The organism is Bradyrhizobium icense (assembly GCF_001693385.1).
Lineage (GTDB): Bacteria > Pseudomonadota > Alphaproteobacteria > Rhizobiales > Xanthobacteraceae > Bradyrhizobium > Bradyrhizobium icense.
Genome location: NZ_CP016428.1, coordinates 7664384 through 7679010, shown reverse-complemented (window position 1 = coordinate 7679010; position 14627 = coordinate 7664384). Strand labels below are relative to the sequence as shown.

The window sequence follows — 14627 nt, the reverse complement described above, 5'->3', positions numbered from 1 at the left end:
CATCCGGGGAACGCACCGAGAGAAGGAGAAGCGTCATGAACTTCGACGACACCCCGCAGGAATCCGCGTTCCGCGCCGAGGCCCGTTCATGGATCTCCGCTAACGCGCCGAAGCAATATGAGGAAGAACTCCGAAAATCCTCGCTCGGCCGCACCGTGCTGAAGGGTGCCAACATTCTCGAGGTCGCAAAGGCCTGGCAGAAGAAGAAGGCCGATGCCGGCTGGGCCTGCCTGCACTGGCCGAAGGAATATGGCGGCCGCGGCGCTTCGCCGATCGAGCGGGTGATCTGGCAGCAGGAGGAGGGCCCGTTCGGCAAGCTCAGTGGCATGTTCATCATCGGCCACGGCATGTGCGGGCCGACGATGATGGCCTATGCCGGCGAGGAGCAGAAACGCAAATACTTGCCGCCGCTGGCTTCGGGCGAAAAGATCTGGTGCCAGTTGTTTTCCGAGCCGGCCGGCGGCTCCGACGTCGCAGGGCTTCGCACCCGCGCCGAGAAGAAGGGCGACGACTGGATCATCAACGGCCAGAAGATCTGGACCTCGGGCGCGCATTATTCGGATTACGGCATCCTGCTCACCCGAACCGATCCGACCGTGCCGAAGCACAAGGGGCTCACCATGTTCTTCCTGGACATGAAGAGCCCGGGCGTCGAGGTGCGGCCGATCAAGCAGGCCAGCGGACAGTCCGATTTCAACGAGGTCTATTTTACCGACGTGAAGATTCCGGATTCGCAGCGGCTGGGGGCCGTCAATGACGGCTGGAACGTTTCGCTGACGACGCTGATGAACGAGCGCATGTCGATCGGCGCCGGTGTCGCGACCGGTTTCCCGGAGCTGTTCGAGTTCTGCAACAGCCTGATGCTGGAGGATGGACCCGCGATCGAGGATCGCAACGTTCGTTCAAGACTGGCGAACTACGCGGTGAAGGCGAGCGGGCTGAGATACACCAGCATGCGCGCGATCTCGGCGCTGTCGAAGGGCGAGCGTCCGGGGCCGGAAAATTCGATCGGCAAGCTGGTGGCGGGATCGATGGTCCAGGAAGTGGCGATGTACGCGCTGGACCTGCAAGGAGCGGCCGGCGTGCTGAGCGGTCCGGAGGACGCCGAAGTCGCCGGTAAATTCCAGGCGATGCTGCTGCGCGCGCCAGGCACCCGCGTCGAAGGCGGCACCGACGAGATCATGCGCAACATCATCGCCGAGCGCGTGCTTGGTTTGCCCGGCGATATCCGGGTCGACAAGGACGTGCCGTTCAACAAGATCCCGACCAAGGGAAGGACATAAGTGTCGTTCCGGGGCGGCGCGCAGCGGCGAGCTATGATGCGCAATTGCGCATCTGAGAACCTCGAGCAACATAACCTCTAGATTCCGGGTTCGCGCTATGCGCGCCCCGGAATGACAAGAAAGAAGGAAGTCGCCATGAACTTCGACGATACCCCGCAGGAAGCCGAGTTTCGCGCCACTGCCCGCAAATGGATCGACGCCAACGCGCCGAAGCAGTATGAGACGGAGCTGTCAAAATCCTCGCTCGGCCGCATCCGGCTGGAGAAGGAAGATATCGTCGATGTCGGCAAGGCCTGGCAGAAGAAGAAAGCCGAAGGCGGCTGGGCCTGCCTGCACTGGCCGAAGGAATATGGCGGCCGCGGCGCCACGCCGATCGAGAAGGTGATCTGGCAACAGGAAGAGGGCGTCTACGGCAAGCTGACGCAGCCGTTCCAGATCGGCGAGGGCATGTGCGGCCCGACCGTGATGGCGTTCGGCAGCGAGGAGCACAAGCGTCACTATCTGCCAAAACTTGCTTCCGGCGAACACATCTGGTGTCAGCTCTTCTCCGAACCTGCCGGCGGCTCTGACGTTGCGGGGCTTCGCACACGCGCCGAGAAGAAGGACGACAACTGGATCGTCAACGGCCAGAAGATCTGGACCTCGGGCGCGCATTATTCGGATTACGGCCTGCTGATCACGCGCACCGATCCCAATGTGCCCAAGCACAAGGGGCTGACGATGTTCTTCCTGGACATGAAGAGCAAGGGCGTCGAGGTGCGGCCGATCAAGCAGGCCAACGGCATGCAGGAGTTCAACGAGGTCTATTTCACCGACGTCGTGATCCCGGACAGCCAGCGCCTTGGCGCGGTTGGCGACGGCTGGAACGTGTCGCTGACTACGCTGATGAACGAGCGCATGTCGATCGGCGCGCGGCTCGCCACCGGCTTCCCGGAAATGTTCGAGTTCTGCTCGAACCTGATGACCGACGACGGGCTCGCGATCGACGATCCCGCGACGCGCTCAAAGCTCGCGAGCTGGGCGGTGAAGGCGAGCGGGCTGAAATACACCAGCTACCGCGCCATCTCCTCGCTCTCGAAGGGTGAGCGGCCGGGCCCGGAAAATTCCATCGGCAAGCTGGTGTCGGGTTCTATGCTGCAGGATATCGCGACCTATGCGATGGATCTGCAGGGCGCGGCCGGCGCGCTCACAGGCACGGATGAGGAAATGGCACGCGGCCAGTTCCAGCAGATGCTGCTTTCCTCGCCCTCGATGCGCATTGCCGGCGGCACCGACGAGATCCTGCGCAACATCATCGCCGAACGCGTGCTCGGCCTGCCCGGCGATATCCGCGTCGACAAGGACGTGCCGTTCAACAAGATCCCGACCAAGGGACGGTAGTTCTCGTGTCCCGGACGCGGTGCAACGCGCAGCGTTGCTCCGCAGAGCCGGGGACCTACTGTGATAGGCCCCGGCTCTGCAACGCACCACTTCGTGCTGCGTTGCGTCTGGGGCACGAAAGCGAGCTAGGCTATGGATACTGCTGTGAACCAACACGACCGCATCGACGTGCTCGAAGAACTCCTGAACGAGCGTTACTCCGTGCGCGCGTTCCTGCCGCGAGAAGTGCCGCGCGAGACCATCGACCACATTCTCAAAGTGGCGCAGCGTACGGCGTCGTGGTGCAACAGCCAGCCATGGCAGGTGCTGATCGCAAGCGGCGAGGCCAAGGAGCGCTTCCGCGAGGCGATCTATGCCGAAGCCGCCTCCGGCGCCAAGGACGATCATGACTTCACGCCGCCGCGCGAATATCTCGGCGTCTATCTCGAACGCCGCCGCGAAAGCGGCTTCCAGCTCTACAACACGCTCGGCATCACCAGAGGCGACAAGATGGCTTACGCCAAACAGGCGCTGGAGAACTACAATTTCTTCGGCGCCCCGCATGTTGCGATCATTCACACCGACGAGCCGCTCGGCACCTACGGCGCGGTCGATTGCGGCGCCTATGTCTCAAACTTCATGCTGGCGGCGCAGGCGCTCGGCCTCGGCACGATTCCGCAGGCCGCGCTCGCGCGGTATTCCGGGCTGATCCGCCGCCACTTCAACCTCGCCGATGACCGCCGCGTGGTCTGCGGCATCTCGTTCGGCTATGCCGACCACGCCCACAAGGTCAACAGCTACCGCACCTCGCGGGCGAGCGTGGCCGATACGGTCACGTTCGTGGACGCGTAGGTCCTTCTCCTCTTGTGGGAGAGGGGACGAGTCTTCAAGCTTCGTGCCGCAGCAGTACCTCGGTTACTTCGTCCGAAAACCGCTTCCTGATTCCCGCGACCATCACCCAGTCGGGATCATCCGGGATTTCAGTCGCGCCGGGCATGCCATGATCGAGCAGGGCGCGGGCGCAGCCCGCCCAGTCGCCGCCTTCGACCGGCTCGTTGCAGGAGGCCCATCCCAGCGTGCCGCAGGCATTGTCGCCATGGCCGTGTCGTTCCGTCCAATTGGCTCCATGTTCGAGCAGGAAGCGCGTCAATGCGGCATCGCCGCGGAACACCGCGAGGTTGAGCGCGGATGCATCCCAGTCGCCGCCGCGGATGGCGATCGGCCAGCCGAGCCCGACCATCAGCTTGACGACGTCGTCGGCGCCGGCTGCGGCCATGTCAGGCAGCAGACGCAACTGTGCTGGCGACAGCGAGGCCGGCAGGTCGGGCCGTCGTGAACGGATCGCCCACGCCTCGATTTCGTCACCGCGCGCACATGCGGCGACAAACCGTTCTTCGTCGGAGATATCAGGTTCGCCCTCGCGCAGCAGGGCTGCGACATCGGAGAGTCCGAACTGCAGCGCCAGCCTGTAGGGACTGATGTCGTCAGCGGTTGGTCGCAACCGGTCGGCCCCCGCTTCCAGCAATGCCCTCACATGGCGCGGCCGTCGGCGGTAGATCGCCCATGCCAGAGGCGAACCCCAATGGCTCGGCGGCTCGTTCCGCGCCGGCTCGTTCGGATCGCCGCCATGCTGCAGCAGTAGCTTCAGCGCGGTGTCGTCCTCGAGATCGATCGAGCGATAGATCGCGTTGCTCTCTGCAATCCGCGCGCCATGCTCGAGCAACAGCCGCGTGCACGCCGGATTCTCCAACGAGTGATAAAGCGATTCGCCGTCATTGGGGTTTGCGCCCGCTTCGAGCAGCAATCTGGTCAGCGCCGGATCATGGTTGCTGCCGGCCGCGCCATAGAGCGTCGAGAGCGGATAGCGTTGGTCGGGTTCGCTCAAGGACGCGGGCGGCCAGCGGCTGTGGACATACTGGTTGACGTCGGTGCCTGCCGCGATGAGCCATTGCGCGCAGCGATGCAGCCGCTCGCGAAGTTCTTCCACGCGCAGCAGGCTCGAATGCGCGACCGCGAACAGCGGCGGCAATTGCAGCGGGCCGCCGGGACGGTTCACCCATGCCGGATCGGCCTGCGTTGCCCGCCGCAGCATGCCTTCGTCGCCGATCGCGCAAGCGAGATAAGGGTCGCCGGCGACGAGTTCGGGATCATCGGCCAGGATGCGCAACGCGACACGCGGGTTGGCGCGGTTGATTGTGCCGCTGACGTCGCCGGAATAGATGAGCTGAGCCCAGTGCAGGACGCGGGCGGTGCGCTCGTTGCGCGCCGCCATCTGCACTTCGACGTACTGTTTCAGGTCGGGCCAGGAAGAAAAGCCGTGCTCGCGCGCGATGCATGATTGCGCGTCGTGCAGGCGAAGGTCGAGGGACGCAATATCGCCGTCGCTGCGGCCGGCCGCCGCCGGCAACGCTTGGCGGAACCGCGCCATCGCCGCCGCATCGCGGCTTCGATAGAGGCGGATCAATTCCTTGGCTTGTTTCTTCAGATGATCGAGATTCAATCGATCGGGAGACCGGTTCATCAGACACCTCCGTGCATGACATCGCCGACGGCCCGCAATACCGGCTGCACAAAGGCGCTAGATGTCGCTCGAAAGCTGCAAGTGGGTTCAACCCTTCCCGCGGGCCCGGGTGCGGCTTGCACCGCAGGCGCCACAATATGGCTGCAGCGGGGAGGGGTCAACGTATCAGGCAGGCGGAAAAATCCCGGTCGCGTGGCAAGCGGCCGGGATCTTTCTTACAGCGCTGTTCGATCAGTAGGCGCAGACGTTCACGGTGCGCAGGCGCATGCCGCGGCGGGTTTCGACCCAGCGCTGCTGCAGGCAGCCGTTCAAACCGGTGTCGACATAGACGCCGCCGAAGCCGACGCCGATCGCGGGACCCCATCCATGACCCCAGCCATGGCCCCAATGATGGCCGTGGTAAAAGCCGCCGGCGGAAGCGGGTGCTGCAGCGGCAATGGTCAGCGAGGCGGCGGCAATCAGTCCGAGGGTAATCTTGCGAAACATACTCATTATCTCCAATTGTTCGGCGCGAGGCCGTTGTTGCGTCCCTGCCCATCAGTCGGACCTGGAGCGGCTTGCGTTCATGCGTGAAGGGGAGAATCGTGTTTCAGGAATGTTTCGTGGCGGTGACACCAAGCGAAATATCGTGTCCCACACACGGCGCAGCGCCTAAAACCGCGGCGGCCGCTTTTCCGCGAACGCCTCGATGCCTTCCTTGATCTCGGCGCCGCGCATGCTCTCGCGATGGCGGCGATCGGCAGCTTCCTCGTCAAGTTTGCCGCGGGCGAATTCGTTGATGGCCCGCTTCATCCCGCGCATCGCCAGCGGCGCGTTGCCGGCCAGGATATCAGCAAGCTTGTCCACTTCCTCGTCCAGCATTTCCATTGGCACCATGGCGGTGAGATAGCCGATCCGCAGCATTTCCGGGGCGGTGATTTTCTGCGCGGTGAGAAACAGCATCTTTGCATTATCGACGCCGAGCCGCGAGACGTAGCGCTTAATTCCGCTTGGGTAATAGTGCAGACCAAGTCGCGCCGCCGGCATGAACATTTCCGCCGTATCGACGCCGATACGGAAGTCGCAGGCCAGCGCCAGATCGGTCGAGCCGCCATAGACGCCGCCATTCAGCCGGCAGATCGTCGGTACGCCGAGGTCCTCCAGCCGGTTGACGACGACCTCGAACGCCGATCCCGCGCTCTGCTGTTCCTTCTCGCTGGTCGCTCGATCCGCCACCGAATTGAGATCGTAGCCGGCGCTGAAGGCGCGGCCGGTGCCGGTCAGCACCAGCACGCGGATCGCGGGGTCGGCTTCGATCCGGTCGAACAGCTTGATGAGGTCGCCGAGATCCTCGCTCTGCAGCCGGTTCAGGTGTTTCGGCCGGTTGAGACGGATGGTGGCGCGCGGGCCTTTGATTTCGAGGACTGGCGCGCTCGCCGTCTCGGCTGTATCGGACACTATTCTCTCCATTTGTTCAGCCGTCATTGCGAACGAAGCGTGCCTGCCGCCGGGGAGGCCGTCAACGATGCCCGCGCGCCCGCTGCGCCAGGCGGTCGGGTTCGGGCCGCGGGCGGCTATCTGGACGTGAATTTTACCCGGAATAGTGAGAATCCTGACAAAACGTCGCCTTTTCCTCGTATACCAAAAAGGCCCTGCGGGCATTACGATAGCGGGCACCGCAGCAGAATCGCGAAAAAATCAGTCCCTGAAGAAAATTGGTTGGCCTCCAATGGATACGTCTCATCTGGCACAACACGCGGGAACGGCGGGCGCGCTGTTCGCAACAATTTTCGTGGTCGCCACCACCACCATGAAGACCATGATCCCGTTGCGGGTCTTCGGTATTCTCGCCAACGTCATCCTGATTCTTACCGCGATCCCGGCCCGAAACTACCTGATGATGGTGGTGCAGGTGATCATGCTGCTGGTCAATTCCTACCGCCTGCACCAGATGCTGCAGTTGGTGCGCGACGTGAAGAAATCGGTCAACAGCGACCTGTCGATGGAATGGCTGAAGCCGTTCATGACCGAGCGCAATTGCGCGGCCGGCGAGATCCTGTTCTACAAGGACGAGAAGGCCGAGGACATGCTCTATATCGTCAGCGGCAAGTTCAAGCTGGTCGAATCCGGCATCGTGCTGCCGGTCGGCGCCATCGTCGGCGAGCTCGGTATGCTGTCGCCGTCGAACATGCGAACCCAGACGCTGGAATGCATCGAAGCCGGCCTCATCCTGAGCGTCAGCTACAGCAAGGTCGAGGAGCTCTACGTGCAGAACCCGGCTTTCGGTTTTTACTTCCTTCGCCTGGCGAGCGCCCGCCTGTTCCAAAACATCGAAACGCTCGAGCGGCGGCTGGCCCAGCAGACGGCGCCCGTCGCTGAACCGAAGCCCGCCTAGGAGCCGGGAGCGAAGGGAGTGGCAGACCGCGGGTTCCTTTCGTCGGTGCGTTATCTGTTGGCCGATTTCATCGGCGACGATGACGACGAGCCGCCGTTCCTGCCCGAGGGGTTGCCGGAGCCGGTGATGGCGGTCGCGAGCGAGGCCATCCATCTTCTCATCGACTATCAGGGCCCGAGCTACGCCCGGCTCTACGTCGACCGGCTGCGGCGGTTCATCGGCAAACGAGGCGTCGATGAGGCGATGCTCGGCGAAATCGCGCGGCTGATGGCGGTGCGCATGAGCTATCAGGACCCGATCCGGATCGCGCAGCTCAAGCTCGCCGAACTCCACGGCCCGCCCGGCGCGTCGGCCGGCTCCGTCGAGGTCAAAAAATTCCGGCTTGAAGAGCTGATCGGCGCACTGCCGGCCGCGATCGCCGAGTACATTCTCGACGCGCTCGATTGGGCCGGATGGACGCGCCGCATGCGCGTCTCGATCCGTTTCAGTACGAAAAGCCGCTTCGGCATTCGCCGCCTCAAGATGGAAGCGGGACTGCGGCGATGGCGGCTGCTTTCGGTGCGTTATGCCAGGGAGCGGGTCTGGGTCGAACGCTGGCTGCACATGATCGACCGCAGCCTGACCAAACAGCCCCAGGCCGCGCCCACGATCATCCAGACCGCGACCATGATCGAGGGCTATGGCGACGTCTATCGACAGGGCATGGCGGACTGGAACGCGATCATCGACGGGCTTGCCAAGCCGACCTTCGATGGCGTGCTGGCCTTGTCAGATCTCGCCGGAGCGATAGCCGAAGCACGCGCCGCCGCCTTGCCCGACCCGCGGCAGGCCGCGCTCAAGCGCAAGATCGCCGAGATAAGGGCACGGGTATCCGTTAACGTGTAGGGTGGGAAAAGGAGCGCTAGCGACGTGCTCACCATCTGTCCATGCGGGAGTGGTGATGGGCACGCTTCCGCCTTCGCTCTTCGAGCTACGGAGGACAAGTCGCTTTGCCCACCCTTGAGCCCCACCATGAGGGGTCAGGCGCTCTGCGCGATCTTCATGACCACGACCTTGTCATCCTGCGCATGATCCTGCCCGGCATGCCGCTTCAGACTGGGTCCGGTTGCTCCTGACCGCCCGCAGGCGGCGGCGCGGCATTTTCGGATGCGGCGTTGGGGCTTCGGCGCGCGTGGCTCGTGTCCGGGGCAGGGACCCGCGGCCGCCGGGCCGTCCGAATGAATTTGTAAATACCTAGAAAAGAATGATAATTTCGGGCGCGATGATAGCGCGCTCCTATGGGACTGCAAAGCGCGCCCGCCGGTAACCCCCCGGGCCAAGCTGCGCGCCCTTGCCGCAGTATCGCAGTTCCGCCACACCGTGCGATTTTCAGACTACCCACAGGTGCATTCCGGCGCGGGAGATGTCATAAATAAAGGCAGCGTTCGAATAGTCCGGGTTTGACAAGAACATTGCGCTGACAGCCTAGGCCCCGGTTTTTCGCCATCTCGTCAGTCCTAGCAAAGGGCGTCAGCTTTGTTGTTTCCTTCGATGTCGTCCTCGATCCCGGTAGGTGCGCTGGTCGGATGGATGCTGCTTCTCACCGTGAAGCACGTCATTGCCGACTTCATGCTGCAAACTTCCTGGATGGCGATCGGCAAGGATCAAAAGACCGGCTGGGCGCTGCCGCTACTCGCGCATTGCCTCGTGCATCTCGCGGTATCGCTGGCGCTGATCCTCATCGTCGCACCGCGATTCTGGTTCGTCGCTTTTATCGATTTTTTCATTCACATCATCGTCGACCGCCTCAAGGGGATCATCGCCTCCCGGTTCGGCGTGACGCTGGAGAACGAGCATCCCTGGTTCTGGACGCTGATCGGCGTCGACCAGGCGCTGCACCACCTCACCGGTTTCGGCCTGGCGATCTTCATGGCGGCGAACTGATCCCTGCGACCGGCGGCATCAGGCCAATCCACTTCCGAAAATTCGAACGCGCATCCGCCCGGCGCGAATCACGTTACGATTCCGGCTCGGGCGTGACTGGCAAGCTCTCCGGAACACTACTGGTGCAGGTGGTTAACCCTTCGTTAGAGAATTGCGCGGCATCTTCCGGACAGGGAGAACCGCAATGTTTTCAAGCCGTGACGCCTTCGAGAACGATTTCTGTCCGGTCCGGGACGAGCTTCTGGGCGAGATGTATCGTGCCAATCCGCATGGGCTGTCGCTCCTGGTGGAAAGCGTTTCGTCCGACGTCCGCGCCATGCTGGCGCTGTTCTGTTACCGCCGCAGCCACCTCCACGCGCTGGCCGTAGCCATCGCGGCAAGCTGCACCGAACGCGAGCTGGTCCATTTCGGCGGCCGGGTTGGTTCCACGCTCTATGCACTGTCGCGCGAACCCGCCGCGCGTTCCGCCTCGTCATCGTCCAACGGCGGCCGCAAGCCGATCACCCTTTCAACCAAGCCGCTCTCGACCTTCAAGCCGATCGACGATGAAATCGACGACGACGATTTTGCCGAAGCGGTGACGGCGTAACTTGCTCAGCCGTCGTCCCTGAACGCAGGGGACCCATAACCACAAATCGCTGTTGGTTTAGAAGGCGTCTGCCATATCGCCCGATCGATAGATCACGCGGTATGGGTCCCTGCGTTCGAGCCTGTGAAGGAATTGAGCTTAATGGGGGATGGTTGCCGCCACCGATATCGCGGCGGCGTTTGGTGGGCCGATCGGTTGATGCGGTTACCTCACTGGCTCTCTCCGGTGAACTCTGGTCACGTGGGTCTGCCTCGCAGGCGGTGCGCTGCCAGCAGGTTATTGGCGAGCGCATGCCAGAGCGCCACTGCCGCGGCCTTGATCAGGCCACGCACCGGAATGAAGCCGAAGCCGTGGTTTTTGAGGTTGGCGTTGATCCGCTCGATGAGCTTGCGCCGTGCGTACACGTCGGTGCCAGCCTGCGTCGCCATCCGACTGCGCCACTCTTTGACACTGTCAGGCTCGCGGGCCCGCTCTCTGGTCCGCCTGACAAGCGTCTCGGGTTTGACATCCTGACGGTCTGAAGGTGGCGGCGTATAGACCTTCACCGGTCCGGCGGCGTGCTCCGACAGAGTGGCGATGTCCTCGGCAGTCGCGTAACGGGTGTCGATGAGAAGCGTCTGTGGTGCTTTGCCGTAGCGCTTCACCAACTGATCCACCATCGGCATCGCCAAGCCGGCATCGTTGCGCCGATCCGTCATCTCTACTGCGACAATGATGCCTGGCCGGGGCACCACCGCGATCTGTGCATTATAGGCCGGACGAATGGCCCCGTCCGGAAAGCGCATCGAGCGCGCCTGCGGATCACTCAGCGAGACTTTCGGCTCAGACTTCTTCGCCTCGTCCTTGGCATGGGTCTTTTCTCGTTTCGCCTTCTCCGCTCGCATCCGCTCAAGCGCTGCCCGCGCGCGTGCAGCGCTTTCCTTCACTTCCCGAGACCCTCGCTCCTGCGCCGCCCGCTTGCGGCGCGAAGACGCCTCCGGATCGCTTTCGGTTTCCGCCTTGAGCGCCGCAAGCCGCCGCTCCACGGCAGCCTCAATACGATCAAGCCTGCTGCCGCTCTTGAACGATTCACGGCTGGCATTCGCTCGAACCTTGGTGCCGTCCACCGCAATCTCGGCCAGCGACACCACCCCTTCGGCAATCAACGCCGTCACGCTCTCCGTCAGGAGCCGATCGAGAACCTCCACATGCGCAACCCGGAAGTCCGCAAGCCCGTGGTAGTTGAGCGGTACCCCACCGGCGATCCAGCGGTACGCCGGATCATGCCGTGCAAGCCGTTCAAGTTGCCGAGCCGAACCTACTCCTTCGATCGTCGCATAGAGCCAAAGCGCCAACAGAACCGCCGGATCCGGCGGCGGGCGTCCAGGTTCCCCTTCACGGGCCTTGATCGCCTCGTAAAGCCGCGAAAGGTCCAAGCTCTCCACAAAACTCACCACAATACGGGCGCGATGGTCGCTCGGAACCAGAGCTTCCAAATCCACAAAGTCCCACTGCGTCTGCGTCCGATCAGCCCGAATAAACCGTGCGTCACTGGTCATCGAATAACCCCGTTCGATGCCAGTGAATCACAGCGCAACCGGCTGCTCAATCCTATTCCCTCACAGGCTCGTTCGCAGGGACGACGGGAAGTATTGGCAACCCATGCCGCTTTCGCGCCATCGCGCATTCGACGTCACCGGGCATGCAGGTGCGGCAAACCTCGGGCCGAACCGCGTAGACCAGGCACGATGTCGCCTCACCGACCTTGCCTGACAGCGCCCTACAGCGGTCGCCGTCGCACCGCATTCCCGAAAGCCTTTCGTTGACGAATCCTTCCGGGATCAGGTCGAGCGCCGCATCGTCCTCGGTGGTGAAACGCGGCCAGTTCTGCGAGTAGCTGCAGCAGGCGCCGCAGGCCTGGCAGGGGCTTTGGTTGTCGGCGGCGATTCCTTGCATGTTTCAGCGTTTAGCCCGGAATGACGGCCGCGGCCAGCGACGGCCCTCAAGTATCTTTGGGCGCTTCCCAGACCAGGCTGCGCCGCCATTTCGCCCGCAGGATGTCGCGCCGTTCCGGATATTTTTCGTCGTGGTAGACCGCGTCGACGACGCGGTCGGTGCGAAAACTGCGAAAATCCTTCCGCAGTTCGCACCACGCCGCAAGTATCCGCACCGCCTCGTGATAGCCGACCGCGATCGGCCAAATCGTGCGCTGGCTGTCGCGGCCGTGCTCGTCGCGATAGTTCAGCGTGATCTTCTTGCCGTCGTGGATCTGCGCCCGTGTCCGCACCATGTCGATCCGGTCGGGCTCCCGGTTCCTTGCCCATCGGGCGCGGCTGGCCGGCTCCAGCACGAATGGCCGCAGCCGCTCCGGCACGGTTTCGGCGACTTTCGCCATCAGGTCCTGGGCTGCGCGCGCCAATGCGGGATCGGCGTGGCCGACCACCCATTGCGCGCCGAGCACGCAGGCCTCGATCTCATCGGGCGTGAGCATCAAAGGCGGCAGGTCGAAGCCTTTTTCCAGGATGTAGCCGACGCCGGCTTCGCCGCGGATCGGCACGCGCTGTTCGATCAGGGTCGTTATATCGCGGTAGATGGTTCGCTTCGAAGTCTCCAGCTCGGCGGCGATCGCGTCCGCCGTCAAAGGCTTGCGGGTGCGCCGGAGCACCTGAATGATTTGAAACAGCCGGTCGGCCCGTCTCATGGCTCGTCTCTTTTTCCTGATCGATGGCCCGCGATGCTGACAGCATGTTGGCAGCAGGGGTTTTGTATATCGGGACAACACCTCAATTAAAGGGAACTTGTCCATGACGATTTTCAGCGAATTCGGCTTCCGGCGAAGCCGCGGACCTCTTGCGAATGCCCACGGATTTGCATTGGAACAGCTCGTTTCCATCCACTGCGTCACGTCAGATCTGCGCTGGGCGATGGTTGAACTGGCGTGGCGTTCGCTCACAGCGATGTGCGTCTATGTGCGGGCGCAGGTTGCTTCATGGGCGCGCAAGGCCCGTTCGCCGCGGGAGCAGGAAGGCGGCAGCCGGCATTGCTGCTGCTGACACCATGGTGGCAGCAGGGGGGCGCTAGCCTCGGACGTTATTGAGATCGGGAGACCAGCATGATTACGCTCTACGGCTTCGGCACCGGTTTCGGCCTGCCGGAGATCAGCCCCTTTGTGACCAAGACCGAGGTCCAGTTGAAGATGGCCGGTCTTGTCTATCGCAAGGAAAAGGCCAAGCCGCCGGCTTCCCCCAAGGGGCAGTTGCCCTACATCGTCGATGAGGCCGAGACGATCGCCGATTCCACGTTCATTCGCGCGCATCTGGAGGCCAAGTATGGTTTCGATTTCGATGCGCCGCTCAGCCTGCAGGCGCGTGCGCAGGCCTGGGCGTTCGAGCGGATGATCGAGCATCATATCTATTGGGCGCTGGTCGGTGCGCGCTGGGTCGAGGGCGATAATTTCGCCAAGGGTCCTGCGCATTTCTTCGACGGCGCGCCGGCGCACTTGCGCGAGAAGATGCGCGAGGACGCCCAGTTCCGCGTCGCCGAGAACTACCTGCTCAGCGGCCTCGGCCGCCACGCTCCGGACGAGGATATCGATCTCGCCGTTCGCTCGCTGTTTGCGCTGTCCGTCCAGCTTGGCGACAAGCCGTTTATGATGGGGGAGGCGCCCTGCGGCATGGACGCGACCGCGTTCGCTACGCTCGCCGGAATCCTGACGCCGTTCTTCGAGTCGGCGCTGCGGCAGCGGACCGAGCAATTCGCCAATCTCACCACCTATGTCGACCGGATGATGCTGCTGTATTATCCGGAATTCGCCTGGGCGCCGGTGCAACAGCAAGCCGCCTGACCATGGCTGTTTGTTTGACGCGTTTTCTTCACGCGGACCGGTACCCACTTCGCTTGAAAACGCTCTAGCCTGCCGGAGCGGGCTGGCGCTTCAGAGCGGCCAGTTCGCTCTCAAGTTCGGCAATGCGGGCGTCGCGTACAGCCAATGCCTGCGCGACGTCGGCTGCGTCGAACTTCTGCGGGATGTGCTGTGGGCAATTGGTGTCCCACGCCGCAATCTTGAACAGAATAACCTGCTCAGGCCGCGCTTTGTAGCCATGCGGCATCAGCGATTTCGTCAGCGCCGGATCGTCTTCCACCACGCGCGCCTCGCCCCAGATCTTCACGCGCCGGCGATGCGCATAGTCCATCACGAAAATATGCGCCTTCGGATTCTCCGACAGATTGCCTTGGCTGATGTACTGCCGGTTGCCGCTGTAATCGGCGAACGCGATCGTGTTCTTGTCGAGAATTTTGACAAAACCCTTCGGCCCGCCACGGTGCTGGATGTAGGGCTGGCCGTCGGCTGAGGCGGTCGCGAGATAGAAGCTCGTGGTCTCCGCCAGGAAGCCGGCGAGGTTTTCGTCGATATCGACGCGCCAGCCGCCGCGCGCCTCGATGCTGGCATAGGCCTCGCGCGAGCCCTTGCGGGTCTGGATCGCCTTCACCGCCGCCGTAAAGGCGACATCGCTGGAATAGGTGTGAACGTCAGACATCTGAGCCTCCCGTCATGGAGCGCCTACACGGTCGTCCTTCGGCTCCAAGATGGCCGTTTCT

General features: G+C 63.0%; 16 protein-coding genes. 9 read left to right on the top strand and 7 right to left on the bottom strand.

Going from position 1 to position 14627, the window contains the following annotated elements; genetic code table 11:
• The first annotated feature begins 35 nt into the window (after nucleotides 1-35).
• The 3 genes from LMTR13_RS35625 to LMTR13_RS35615 all read left to right on the top strand — a co-directional run bounded on the left by LMTR13_RS35625 (nucleotide 36) and on the right by LMTR13_RS35615 (nucleotide 3494).
• Nucleotides 36-1283 carry an acyl-CoA dehydrogenase gene (locus LMTR13_RS35625; RefSeq protein ID WP_065731820.1) on the top strand — a complete coding sequence of 416 codons (1248 nt, stop codon included), beginning with the start codon at nucleotides 36-38 and terminating at the stop codon, nucleotides 1281-1283.
• Between the two features lie 135 nt (nucleotides 1284-1418).
• On the top strand, nucleotides 1419-2663 hold the full coding sequence (locus LMTR13_RS35620; protein WP_065733242.1) for an acyl-CoA dehydrogenase: 1245 nt from the start codon (nucleotides 1419-1421) through the stop codon (nucleotides 2661-2663).
• Between the two features lie 132 nt (nucleotides 2664-2795).
• Nucleotides 2796-3494, top strand: a complete 699-nt coding sequence (locus LMTR13_RS35615; protein WP_065731819.1) for a nitroreductase — start codon at nucleotides 2796-2798, stop codon at nucleotides 3492-3494.
• 34 nt (nucleotides 3495-3528) lie between these two features.
• On the opposite strand, the gene LMTR13_RS35610 is transcribed toward LMTR13_RS35615, so the two are convergent.
• From LMTR13_RS35610 to LMTR13_RS35600, 3 genes are all read right to left on the bottom strand, one after another.
• A complete protein-coding gene (locus tag LMTR13_RS35610; protein WP_065731818.1) occupies nucleotides 3529-5163 on the bottom strand; it encodes an ankyrin repeat domain-containing protein in 1635 nt (544 codons plus the stop codon).
• Between the two features lie 231 nt (nucleotides 5164-5394).
• Nucleotides 5395-5649 (bottom strand): hypothetical protein, encoded by a 255-nt coding sequence (locus tag LMTR13_RS35605; protein ID WP_065731817.1) that lies wholly within the window; start codon nucleotides 5647-5649, stop codon nucleotides 5395-5397.
• A gap of 165 nt (nucleotides 5650-5814) precedes the next feature.
• Entirely contained in the window at nucleotides 5815-6600 is a 786-nt protein-coding gene (locus LMTR13_RS35600) for an enoyl-CoA hydratase/isomerase family protein (protein ID WP_065731816.1), read from the bottom strand.
• A 271-nt stretch (nucleotides 6601-6871) separates the two neighbouring features.
• On the opposite strand from LMTR13_RS35600, the gene LMTR13_RS35595 reads away from it, so the two are divergent.
• The 4 genes from LMTR13_RS35595 to LMTR13_RS35580 all read left to right on the top strand — a co-directional run bounded on the left by LMTR13_RS35595 (nucleotide 6872) and on the right by LMTR13_RS35580 (nucleotide 10049).
• The gene (locus LMTR13_RS35595; protein WP_065731815.1) at nucleotides 6872-7537 is read left to right on the top strand and encodes a Crp/Fnr family transcriptional regulator; all 666 of its coding nucleotides are present in this window, start codon (nucleotides 6872-6874) and stop codon (nucleotides 7535-7537) included.
• Between the two features lie 18 nt (nucleotides 7538-7555).
• The gene (locus LMTR13_RS35590; RefSeq protein WP_065731814.1) at nucleotides 7556-8422 is read left to right on the top strand and encodes a DUF6537 domain-containing protein; all 867 of its coding nucleotides are present in this window, start codon (nucleotides 7556-7558) and stop codon (nucleotides 8420-8422) included.
• 684 nt (nucleotides 8423-9106) lie between these two features.
• The gene (locus LMTR13_RS35585) at nucleotides 9107-9460 is read left to right on the top strand and encodes a DUF3307 domain-containing protein (RefSeq protein ID WP_197521190.1); all 354 of its coding nucleotides are present in this window, start codon (nucleotides 9107-9109) and stop codon (nucleotides 9458-9460) included.
• A gap of 184 nt (nucleotides 9461-9644) precedes the next feature.
• Nucleotides 9645-10049, top strand: coding sequence for a hypothetical protein (locus tag LMTR13_RS35580; RefSeq protein WP_065731812.1), 405 nt, complete (start codon nucleotides 9645-9647; stop codon nucleotides 10047-10049).
• Between the two features lie 236 nt (nucleotides 10050-10285).
• Here the strand turns inward: LMTR13_RS35580 and LMTR13_RS35575 are convergent, their stop codons facing one another.
• From LMTR13_RS35575 to LMTR13_RS35565, 3 genes are read right to left on the bottom strand one after another with little or no spacing between them, the layout of a single operon-like run.
• On the bottom strand, nucleotides 10286-11587 hold the full coding sequence (locus tag LMTR13_RS35575) for an IS1182 family transposase (RefSeq protein WP_065729675.1): 1302 nt from the start codon (nucleotides 11585-11587) through the stop codon (nucleotides 10286-10288).
• A gap of 52 nt (nucleotides 11588-11639) precedes the next feature.
• Nucleotides 11640-11984: a YkgJ family cysteine cluster protein gene (locus tag LMTR13_RS35570; protein ID WP_065731811.1), complete on the bottom strand. Its 345-nt coding sequence runs from the start codon at nucleotides 11982-11984 to the stop codon at nucleotides 11640-11642.
• A gap of 46 nt (nucleotides 11985-12030) precedes the next feature.
• Nucleotides 12031-12729, bottom strand: a complete 699-nt coding sequence (locus LMTR13_RS35565) for a helix-turn-helix transcriptional regulator (RefSeq protein ID WP_065731810.1) — start codon at nucleotides 12727-12729, stop codon at nucleotides 12031-12033.
• A gap of 103 nt (nucleotides 12730-12832) precedes the next feature.
• On the opposite strand from LMTR13_RS35565, the gene LMTR13_RS35560 reads away from it, so the two are divergent.
• Together LMTR13_RS35560 and LMTR13_RS35555 are read left to right on the top strand one after the other, a co-directional pair.
• On the top strand, nucleotides 12833-13081 hold the full coding sequence (locus LMTR13_RS35560) for a hypothetical protein (protein ID WP_065731809.1): 249 nt from the start codon (nucleotides 12833-12835) through the stop codon (nucleotides 13079-13081).
• A 59-nt stretch (nucleotides 13082-13140) separates the two neighbouring features.
• Nucleotides 13141-13872: a glutathione S-transferase family protein gene (locus tag LMTR13_RS35555; protein ID WP_065731808.1), complete on the top strand. Its 732-nt coding sequence runs from the start codon at nucleotides 13141-13143 to the stop codon at nucleotides 13870-13872.
• A gap of 64 nt (nucleotides 13873-13936) precedes the next feature.
• On the opposite strand, the gene LMTR13_RS35550 is transcribed toward LMTR13_RS35555, so the two are convergent.
• Nucleotides 13937-14566 carry a pyridoxamine 5'-phosphate oxidase family protein gene (locus LMTR13_RS35550; RefSeq protein ID WP_065731807.1) on the bottom strand — a complete coding sequence of 210 codons (630 nt, stop codon included), beginning with the start codon at nucleotides 14564-14566 and terminating at the stop codon, nucleotides 13937-13939.
• Nucleotides 14567-14627 lie beyond the last annotated feature (61 nt).

What these genes read in the sequence shown, in the direction of transcription:
- LMTR13_RS35625 (WP_065731820.1), top strand. Translation starts at nt 36, where the DNA reads ATGAACTTCGACGACACCCCGCAGGAATCCGCGTTCCGCGCCGAGGCC.
- LMTR13_RS35620 (WP_065733242.1), top strand. Translation starts at nt 1,419, where the DNA reads ATGAACTTCGACGATACCCCGCAGGAAGCCGAGTTTCGCGCCACTGCC.
- LMTR13_RS35615 (WP_065731819.1), top strand. Translation starts at nt 2,796, where the DNA reads ATGGATACTGCTGTGAACCAACACGACCGCATCGACGTGCTCGAAGAA.
- LMTR13_RS35610 (WP_065731818.1), bottom strand. Translation starts at nt 5,163, where the DNA reads ATGAACCGGTCTCCCGATCGATTGAATCTCGATCATCTGAAGAAACAA.
- LMTR13_RS35605 (WP_065731817.1), bottom strand. Translation starts at nt 5,649, where the DNA reads ATGTTTCGCAAGATTACCCTCGGACTGATTGCCGCCGCCTCGCTGACC.
- LMTR13_RS35595 (WP_065731815.1), top strand. Translation starts at nt 6,872, where the DNA reads ATGGATACGTCTCATCTGGCACAACACGCGGGAACGGCGGGCGCGCTG.
- LMTR13_RS35585 (WP_197521190.1), top strand. Translation starts at nt 9,107, where the DNA reads ATGCTGCTTCTCACCGTGAAGCACGTCATTGCCGACTTCATGCTGCAA.
- LMTR13_RS35580 (WP_065731812.1), top strand. Translation starts at nt 9,645, where the DNA reads ATGTTTTCAAGCCGTGACGCCTTCGAGAACGATTTCTGTCCGGTCCGG.
- LMTR13_RS35575 (WP_065729675.1), bottom strand. Translation starts at nt 11,587, where the DNA reads ATGACCAGTGACGCACGGTTTATTCGGGCTGATCGGACGCAGACGCAG.
- LMTR13_RS35570 (WP_065731811.1), bottom strand. Translation starts at nt 11,984, where the DNA reads ATGCAAGGAATCGCCGCCGACAACCAAAGCCCCTGCCAGGCCTGCGGC.
- LMTR13_RS35565 (WP_065731810.1), bottom strand. Translation starts at nt 12,729, where the DNA reads ATGAGACGGGCCGACCGGCTGTTTCAAATCATTCAGGTGCTCCGGCGC.
- LMTR13_RS35560 (WP_065731809.1), top strand. Translation starts at nt 12,833, where the DNA reads ATGACGATTTTCAGCGAATTCGGCTTCCGGCGAAGCCGCGGACCTCTT.
- LMTR13_RS35555 (WP_065731808.1), top strand. Translation starts at nt 13,141, where the DNA reads ATGATTACGCTCTACGGCTTCGGCACCGGTTTCGGCCTGCCGGAGATC.
- LMTR13_RS35550 (WP_065731807.1), bottom strand. Translation starts at nt 14,566, where the DNA reads ATGTCTGACGTTCACACCTATTCCAGCGATGTCGCCTTTACGGCGGCG.